We start from the raw sequence: 9,037 nt of genomic DNA, 5'->3' as shown, positions 1-9,037 counted from the left end.
TGGCGCTCGTCTGCTGGTGATTGGGAGTAAACTGTAATTGGGCACCGCAGATAAGTCATTGGAGCTGTTTTGTTCGATGGGCTTTCTTTAGCACGCAATCTTATGGGCAAATCATGCACTCCGACTCGAAAGCACTCTGGCTTCTGTCGTTAGGTGCTCTCAAAACTGAGCCAAAGCCAGTGCCTTACAGCTATAAGTATATATAAGCTCGCATGTCTCAATACTTGATTGCAGAAATTTTCCAAAGGTTGTCCGCAATGAACCTGAAACGACGTCCTTCTTAAGACACCAGGGAACTAAAAAGGCGGTATGGTTTTGATGAAACTCCATACACACAGCCTCAACCCGCAATGTTAGGTTCTAGTCGTCCCAATAATCCTCTTCTTGCCGCCGCCGTTCTTCCGCGCAAGAGGAACAAAATCCAGTAGCATCCAGATAATCTGTTTTTCTGTCATCATCCACAAACGATGTAGGGACGCGCGTAACGCTGCATTCCTATCATTGATTTTATTCAGAAAATCTGGGTGTCGTCGCCCATAAGTTTGCACGATTCGCCCAAAAGTTTGCACGGTTCACTATACGCGCTCAATTGTCGATTGACTTAGCGTAGCTCGATCAACTTGAACGCACCAAAACTCAATCAAAAGTGCATTCTAGTTGGCAAAACTCAACCCAAACCACGCTTGGGCAGCAAAAACTCCAAAATGAAGTGGACAAGAGTGGCATGGCAGACCCCGTCATTCCGATAAGCTTACAAGCAGAAAAGGCGACCTAGGCGCTATTCACCGCCTACGGTTTGGAAGGTATTATCAAGCTGAAGACTAACGTTGCCGACGCCGCCTAATATCACCAGGCCGGTCTGGATTTTCCGGACCTTTCGATCCAACACGGGCTTAGGAGGAGCTTAGCCGATGACACACCCCGCATTTACCTCAGACTCTGTGGCCGTGATTACCGGGGGTGCTTCCGGCATTGGCCTCGCCACCGCAGTGAAGTTCGCGCAAATGGGAATGCGCATTGTTATTGTTGATCGAGACACCGAGAAACTGGCGGCCGCGGCAAACATAGTGTCTGCCGCTGGCGCGGCCGATGTAATGACGTCTGAGACAGATGTCCGTGATCGTGCGCAGTTAGAGGCGTTGGAGCGGATGGTGGCAGACCGCTACGGAGGGACAGATATTCTGATGAACAATGCCGGTGTCGGAGGCAATTCATCGACAGTTGGCGACGCCGCTGCTTGGGACAATATGCTGGGTGTAAACCTATGGGGTCCGATCCACGGCACCCAGGTCTTCGCGCCAAACATGATCGCTCGTGGCAGACCAGGCGCAATCATCAATACAGGGTCCAAACAAGGCATCACGACACCGCCAGGTAACCCGGCTTACAATGTCTCCAAGGCGGCTCTCAAAGCCTTTACCGAGGCACTGTCCCACGAGCTCAGAACGGGCCCAGGTCATCAGATTACCGCGCATCTTCTGGTCCCAGGATTCGTCTATACCGGCATGATCTCCGCGCCCGAGAAGCCTGCCTCCGCCTGGACCGCTGAGCAGGCGGTCGACTTCTTTGTTGAAAGCGTGAACCGAGGGGATTTCTACATCCTTTGCCCCGACAATGACGTTTCACGCGATATCGATGAGAAACGCATTGCTTGGAGCGTGGGAGACATCATCGAAAATCGCCCACCTCTCAGCCGATGGCATCCAGACTATAAGAAAGCGTTCGCGGACTTCATGGCGAAGCCTGGCTGATCATCGCCATAGCCCAACAATCACGACAAGTTAGCGATTGAAGAATGCCGCCAGCTTTACAGTTGCCGACAGCCTGTCGCCTGTCACCATAATTGAACCTCATTAACAGTCTCATCTGGCCTGTCCAATTCTATTGTGTGTACCCGTTGTGGCGTAAAAAAACTTCGGTTCAGAAACGGGCGGAGAATTTTGTCGCTTGAACGCCTTGGACTTGCCCATTTGATTCAGAAGGTTTCGACACTTTCAGTGCAAACCTTTGAGTTTGCGACTATGGCCTTTCAAAACCTCGATTGCATCGCAATCCAGCCGTCGGCCCACATAATGCCGATATGACTAGAGACATTGAAGCTAGCGCTCCAATCTGTCACAGCCAACAAGTTGGATTGCTAGCTGATCTGCGCAAGAGAACGCCGAAAAAGCCGTAGGCTCATTAGTAACAAAGCAATTCCCAACAACGTCATCCAAACGAATTCCGGCCAGACAGTCTCAATACCAGCGCCTTTGAAAACAATAGCCTGACTTGCTGACATGTAATGGCGTGACGGCAGAACCAAAGTACCTGCCTGCAACCACGCCGGCTGACCTTCAATTGGGGTTTCGCCACCTGACAGCATTAGCATTGGCAGCACAATCAACATGACCAGAAGCGCGAACTGCGCCATAGAGCGTGCAATGGTTGCCAGAAACACCCCAAGCGCCGTCGCAGTAAAAAGAAACAACGCCGTGCCAACCAAAAACAACATCTTGGATCCAGCGATACTAATACCCAAAGAACCCTGCATCACAAATGTTAGTGAAAGACCAGCCGCTACCAAAACCACTGCTGCATTCGCCCAAATTTTAGCAATAGCTATGTCAAATGGGGCAAGCGGCATGGCAAGGAGATGTTCAATAGTCCCGTGCTCTCGCTCTCTAATCATTGCCGCTCCGGTCAATATAGTTGTGAGCCACATGATCTGGCCGATCAAAGCAACGATACCAGCAAAACGTACAGTATCTCTATTTGGGTTGAAGGCGCTTCTAAGGATGACACTGATTGAGGGAGCATCCACTAGATCGATACCAATTGCATAGCGATGTATTTCAGCGCTCAAGATACTGGTGATGTAGTTTGCACCAATACCGGCCTGTTCCATAGCGGTTGCGTCAATAAGAACTTGAATCTCCGGACTGCGCCCTGCGCGCAGATCCTTTTCGAATCCGGGGGGCACAGCCACAACGAAAATAAAGCGCCCAGCATCCATGTACGCTGGTCCTTTTCCGGGTTCGATTAGGACGACCGGTTGGAACTCTGGTGGGAAAAACGCTGTGGCAAGTGATCGAGAAAGAGGCGAGTCGTCTTCATCCGCAAACGCTATCGAGGCGTTGTTTACAGAACTTGCCACTCCCGTTGCTTCCATGATCGGGGCCAGCGTGAACGACCAGACCAACAATGCCATCATCACCCAATCACGGCGCAGGCTCATCACTTCTTTCAAGCCTAGCCAGAATATGCAGTAGAAGCGCTGCATTCACTTCTCCTGCGCCCGAAGACATAGGGCTGCGATCAGTGTCAGAACTGGTCCGAAGCAGGCGAGGGCCAGAATGTCTGGCGCAAGGGCCTCCCACCCCAAACCTTTAGTGAAGGCTCCAACGTTTAGGTGTAGGAAATATGAGGAAGGCCAAAGAGAGCCAACCACTTGTGCGCCTCCTTCAAGCGTTGAAACAGGTTGCAACAGACCTGAGAACTGGATTGTTGGGACAACTGAGGCGATGGCAGTTGCAAACGTGGCGGCCACCTGACTGGATGTCATTGTGGCGATCAACAACCCGTAGGATGTTGTTGCCCAAACGTAAAGAAGGGCGCCAACAGCCAAAGGGAAAGGGTTTCCTTTTAACGGTACCCCGAAAAGAAAAACTGTCATTCCGGCCAAAAGCAGAAAATTTGCGTAGGCGATCAAAATGTATGGAATTTGTTTGCCGACTAGAAATTCAAGCCGCGTGGTTGGTGTCACGTAGAAATTGACAACTGACCCCAGCTCTCGTTCCCTTGCTACGCTTACAGCAGTCAAAACAGCTGGCAACATAATCAGTAAGATAGCAGGCATTGCCGGAGCCATCGCGGCGATGCTTTCAAAGCTCTGATTGTAGCGAAACCGGGGTTCGATCCGGGCAATATCTATCTGGGTTTTGCCATTGCTATGGGCATATTCCGAGAGAAATGATTGGTGCAATCCGGAAACATAACCTTCAACCGTCTCACCTTTAAATGGGATAGCGCCGTCTACAGTTGCAAGTATCTGGGTCGGTTCACCCGTACTCATCTTTCGGTCAAAGTCAGGTGGCAACTCAACAACCAGAGAGACCTCACCTGCCACTAGACGGTCGCGCCCTTCGCTGGCGCTTTGCAGCGGCGATGTGGCTTTAAAGTAGGACGATCCGGCGAATTCAGCCGAATAAGCACGACTCTCCGGCCCCTGAGAAAGGTCAAGTACCGCGAATTCAAGTTCATCTATATCCAGCGTAATTCCAAAGCAAAAAACTAACATTAGAATAGCAGAACCCAGAAACGCGAAAGCCAGACGCACCGGGTCACGAGCTACTTCAACGGTTTCGCGCCGCGCATATGCCAATACACGAGAGAAATCCCTTCGACTGGCTTGGGATTTAGTCCCAAATTCTACTTCTGGCGCGACAACAGAGACTGGTTTTTCTGCTGCTTCCAATATCGAAATGAAAGCGTCTTCAAGGCTTTCCACCCCTTCAATAGCGATCAGTTCAGCCGGAGTACCTTCCGCTAGAACTCTACCAGCATGCATAAAAGAAACGCGATCACAGCGTTCCGCCTCGCCCATGAAATGAGTGGACACAAAGATTGTAACCGACTCATTTCGAGAGAGCTCAATCAGCAAATCCCAGAAGGAATCGCGCGCCTCTGGATCCACACCGGATGTTGGTTCGTCGAGAATTAGCACCCGCGGGCGGTGGATCACTGCTACGGCTAGCGACAGTCGCTGTTTGATCCCAAGGGGCAGTGCCGTCGCCAACGTATGCCGGTGTTCCTCGAGCCCAAAGCGCTCAGTGAGTTCCGAAACACGTTGTTCTCGGTCGGCAATTGCAAATATCCGCGCATGCAATTGTAGGTTCTGATGGACCGACAACTCGCCATACAAGGAAAAGGCCTGGCTCATGTAGCCGATTTCACGCCTCATTTTTCGATCATATGCATCGACAGGGTTGCCAAACAGCAGTGCTTCACCTGAGCTGGAAGGTAACAAGCCAGTCAACATCTTCATTGTCGTGGACTTGCCGCAACCGTTTGATCCTAGAAACCCGAATATCTCTCCTTGATTGATTGTGAAGTCGACGTTGTCTACGGCCGTGAAATCACCAAAGCGTCGTGTCAGTCCACGCGCAACTATCACTGGGCTTGCTTCGATCTGCACATTCGTTTTGTTTTTCCCCTCCGATTCGACGGGCAACTCCTGTGATCTCAGACGCCGATATGCAATTTCGAGGTCGACATCACTCCCTTTCAATTCGGCGGGCTTCCCCTGAAAGATGACTTGACCCGCGTCCATCGCGACAATCCGGTCAAAACCGTCGGCTTCTTCCATGTACGCCGTTGAAACCAATACCGACAGTTCAGGGCTTTTTGCTCGGATTGCATCAATCAAAGCCCAGAACTGCCGACGCGACAACGGGTCGACCCCGGTCGTTGGCTCATCCAAAACCAAAAGTTTGGGGTCATGGATTAAAGCACAGCAAAGGCCTAGTTTTTGCTTCATCCCACCCGAGAGCTTGCCCATCAGACGGTCTTCAAACTGCGCAAGCCCTGTCGCAGCCAATAGCGCTGCGATACGGTCATCCCGCTCTGAATGCCCTTGAGCAAAGAGACCTGAGAAGAACTCGAGGTTCTCGCGTACAGACAGCTCCGGATACAGGTTTCGACCCAGCCCTTGCGGCATGAAAGCGATGGCTGGGCAAATCCTGTGTCGATGGCCAGAATTGCCAATCGGGCCGCCTAGAACGTCGATATTGCCGGATTGCAGTTTCTTTGCGCCGGTGATCAAACCAAGCAGTGTAGACTTTCCCACCCCATCCGGCCCGATAAAGCCCACAAGCTGGCCGCCTGGCAGTTCCAACGAAATAGAATCCAGTGCAACATGCTTCCGATAGCGGTGCGTAACACCTGAAATTCGAATATCGCTGGTTTCACCCTCTACTCTCATTCGAAAAGCTCTGCTGGGATGCGTTGTTCCAGCGTCTCAGGCCAAGCAACGGCTGGGTTAAGCCGGATCACCGCGACACCGCGCAGACCGGTTTTGACGTGCTCGATCCGACTTTCAACCAAGTCTATTGGGATACGGACGCGAACGCGAAAAACCAGTTGCTCCCGTTCATCCAGGGTCTCGACCTGTTTGGGAGTGAATTGTGCCTCGGGAGAAACAAAGCTCACGAATGCAGGTATCGCATATTCCGGCAAAGCGTCGAGCACGATGCGAGCCTCAGCTCCAATGGGCAAAAGTCCGGCTTCACGCGCCGGAAGAAAAACTTCCATGTAAACATTCTCAAGGCCAAGAATAGTCAGGATTGGTTCGCCCGCGCCAACGACCTCTCCGGGTTCTGCAAGCCGGTAAAGCACGCGTCCGGGCAAAGGTGCCACTAGAGCGCTGTCTTCAATCTGTGCTTCGATCCTGCGCACTTCTGCCTCAGCGGCTGCAATACGGCTTTCTGCGGTTGCAACTCGGGCTTTGGCGGCGCCCAATACTGCTGTAGCAACTTTATGAGTGGTATCGCGATCTTCAAAAATAGTTTTGGAGATATTTTGTCCTGCCAGCAACGCCGTGGCACGATCAAGCTCTTGCTCAGCCCTGCGCTGTTCGCTTTCGCGTTGCACAACGAGCGCTTCTGCTTCGGCCTTTGTTTGATTTGCCAATGCTACTTCGGCTCTAGCCCGATCCAGGGCCGCAGATAGCTCGTCTATGTCCATTTCGGCCAGGATTTGACCGGCTGCAACCATACTGCCCTCTGTTGCCGTTACCTTCGCAACCCGACCTGCATTAGTTGGTGCTATTTCGACTTGTTCCGCTTCAACCCGCCCGTTTCCTTGAACAAACCCAACCGGCAATTCATCGCCATCCTCGGCAACAACGACATACAGCAACGCACCAGCAATTACTAAACCAGCCAAAATAAGAAAAACCGATAGGCTTTTGGTCATAGCGTTTCACCTGAAACAGGGTTTCTGGCGCAGAGTTTAGTGTCTTAAAAGACTCAAAGCCTTGTTTTGGATCAAAACCGACCCGGACACCTCAGTGCCAAGCAATTGTTTGTATGAACACCGGTTTGGGTGTTGCAGGCTCTTTCGCGATAGGTGGGAAGAAGTAGACTTGAAGCGTTTTTGTTATCAGTTTGGTATTGAAACGGGTTGTTCTAACGCGCAATTGCGGTCGCCGCTAACCAGCTGCGCAATACAGCGAAAGGAAACACTATGACCAAAACACTAAGAGCTTGTTTGTCTTTGTGGTTGGTTGCAGTCGCTCCTGCGTATGCACAAGAACCTCCTCGTCTCGTTTTGCAGCTGACCGTTGACGCGTTTCGGGGCGATCTACCGACACGCTACTTTGAGAATCTTGGGGAGGGTGGCCTTAAGTATTTACTTGAAAACGGTGTACACTATGTGGACGCCCATCATTGCCATGCCAATACAGAGACTGTTGTCGGGCACGCCACATTGGCCACCGGGGCAACACCGGCAGTGCACGGGATGATCGGAAACATTTGGTTCGACACAACCCTAGACCGCCTTGTTTACAACGTTGAAGACAGCACCGCTCCGCTCCTTGGAGATGGCGCTGGCGTCAATGACGACATTGAAATTGACCCAACACAGGCGGCAGCTGGCACAGATGGGCGGTCACCACGCGCTATGCTTGTTACAACTCTTTCGGACGAATTAAGCGCTTCCACTGCTGGTGCGGCCAAGGTCTTTGGAGTTTCAATCAAAGACCGTGGGGCTATTACAATGGCGGGACAAAGCGGCAAAGCCTTCTGGTTCTCAAAAGCCGCAAACCGTTTTGTCACAAGCTCGTATTATTACGACAAATACCCGGATTGGGTTTCCGCCTGGAATGACGCATCGCCAAGCGCCTCCTTTGAAGGAACCTCTTGGGAATTGATGCACCCAAAGGAAGCCTATCTCTTTGGCGACCGTGACAACCAACCATGGGAGACGGATGTCGCCGGGTTCGGCACAACCTTTCCTCATCGCTATTCTTCGGCGCAAAATGGGTTTGACCCGCTGGAAGATCCCTACTTTACGACCTTTTTAACGCTTAGTCCCGCTGGTGACGATCTGACGGCGCAATTTGCCAAACGATTGATTGATGCCGAGGATATCGGGCAAGACGCGGTAGCGGATTATCTGGCGATTAGCTTCTCGTCCGTGGATTACGTCAACCATGTGTTTGGCCCCTCCAGTCTTGAAGCCGAGGACACGATATACCGCCTCGATCAGACTCTCATGAATCTCTTCGCGTTTATTGACGAACGGATTGGGCTGGAAAACGTTTTGATCGTTCTATCGGCGGACCACGGCACCACCGATGCGCCGGGCTATTTAGAGAGTGTTGGCATCCGAACTGGCCTTGTTGCTCCGGACACATGGGACCCGACGGAACAGATAGCCAGGCTTAAGGAGCGGTTTGGGATCACCGGGAAATTGCTTGAGGGTTATAATCACCCCTATCTCAATATCGCCCCCGAAGTATTGGCTCGCAGTGATATTGACTTACCCACGCTGGAGTCAGCCATTGCAGAAGAGCTTCTATCCTTTCCCGATGTGGCATTCGCCGTCCCCAGTACGGCTATCGAAGCAAACCTCCTGCCCGATACCGACATCATGCGCTTGGTCCGCAACAACTACCACCCCACCCGATCCGGGAACATGTACGTAATCTTCAAACCCGGCTGGTTCATCGCGGACTTCGATGGTCTGTCTGTCACATCCACCCACGGGTCACCGTGGCGCGGTGACACACATGTGCCGATTATCTTTGCTGGACCGAACTTAAAACCGCAACGGGTCGCACGCCGTGTTTGCAAGACTGCTCTCGCATCCACACTGTCAGCATATTGAGCACGGCACGTCCTAATGGTGCGAGCGGTGAGGTACTACAAGAAGTCTTGGATTAGACCGCTGTGAAGCGCGAGACCTGATACTGAAGCACGCTAGGCCAGACCGCGACGACATCGTCCACAAAGCGATCCTCATATTCGTTGCTTCTTGGCGACTACGGAAACCG

The 9,037-nt window shown here is 52.0% G+C and carries 5 protein-coding genes; 2 read left to right on the top strand and 3 right to left on the bottom strand.

Annotated elements, in window-relative coordinates; all coding sequences use genetic code 11:
• Positions 1–911 precede the first annotated feature (911 nt).
• Positions 912–1,751, top strand: a complete 840-nt coding sequence (locus I9187_RS17445) for an SDR family oxidoreductase (RefSeq protein WP_171181970.1) — start codon at positions 912–914, stop codon at positions 1,749–1,751.
• 386 nt (positions 1,752–2,137) lie between these two features.
• Here I9187_RS17445 and I9187_RS17440 read toward each other — a convergent pair whose 3' ends face one another.
• The 3 genes from I9187_RS17440 to I9187_RS17430 are packed head-to-tail and all read right to left on the bottom strand — an operon-like array spanning position 2,138 to position 6,954.
• On the bottom strand, positions 2,138–3,262 hold the full coding sequence (locus I9187_RS17440) for an ABC transporter permease (RefSeq protein WP_171181972.1): 1,125 nt from the start codon (positions 3,260–3,262) through the stop codon (positions 2,138–2,140).
• Entirely contained in the window at positions 3,263–5,962 is a 2,700-nt protein-coding gene (gene rbbA, locus I9187_RS17435; RefSeq protein WP_171181974.1) for a ribosome-associated ATPase/putative transporter RbbA, read from the bottom strand.
• A complete protein-coding gene (locus I9187_RS17430; protein WP_171181977.1) occupies positions 5,959–6,954 on the bottom strand; it encodes an HlyD family efflux transporter periplasmic adaptor subunit in 996 nt (331 codons plus the stop codon). Before I9187_RS17430 ends, rbbA begins: the two co-directional genes overlap by 4 nt.
• Before the next feature lie 270 nt (positions 6,955–7,224).
• Here I9187_RS17430 and I9187_RS17425 point away from each other — a divergent pair, with 270 nt between their 5' ends.
• On the top strand, positions 7,225–8,871 hold the full coding sequence (locus I9187_RS17425) for an alkaline phosphatase family protein (protein WP_209940278.1): 1,647 nt from the start codon (positions 7,225–7,227) through the stop codon (positions 8,869–8,871).
• Positions 8,872–9,037: the final 166 nt, after the last annotated feature.

The organism is Ruegeria sp. HKCCE4148, assembly GCF_017872495.1.
Taxonomy (GTDB): Bacteria; Pseudomonadota; Alphaproteobacteria; order Rhodobacterales; family Rhodobacteraceae; genus Ruegeria.
The sequence above is the reverse complement of the archived record's forward strand: the minus strand, read 5'-3'. Positions and strand labels throughout refer to the sequence as shown.

What these genes read in the sequence shown, in the direction of transcription:
- I9187_RS17440 (WP_171181972.1), bottom strand. Translation starts at nt 3,262, where the DNA reads ATGCAGCGCTTCTACTGCATATTCTGGCTAGGCTTGAAAGAAGTGATG.
- I9187_RS17430 (WP_171181977.1), bottom strand. Translation starts at nt 6,954, where the DNA reads ATGACCAAAAGCCTATCGGTTTTTCTTATTTTGGCTGGTTTAGTAATT.
- I9187_RS17445 (WP_171181970.1), top strand. Translation starts at nt 912, where the DNA reads ATGACACACCCCGCATTTACCTCAGACTCTGTGGCCGTGATTACCGGG.
- rbbA (WP_171181974.1), bottom strand. Translation starts at nt 5,962, where the DNA reads ATGAGAGTAGAGGGTGAAACCAGCGATATTCGAATTTCAGGTGTTACG.
- I9187_RS17425 (WP_209940278.1), top strand. Translation starts at nt 7,225, where the DNA reads ATGACCAAAACACTAAGAGCTTGTTTGTCTTTGTGGTTGGTTGCAGTC.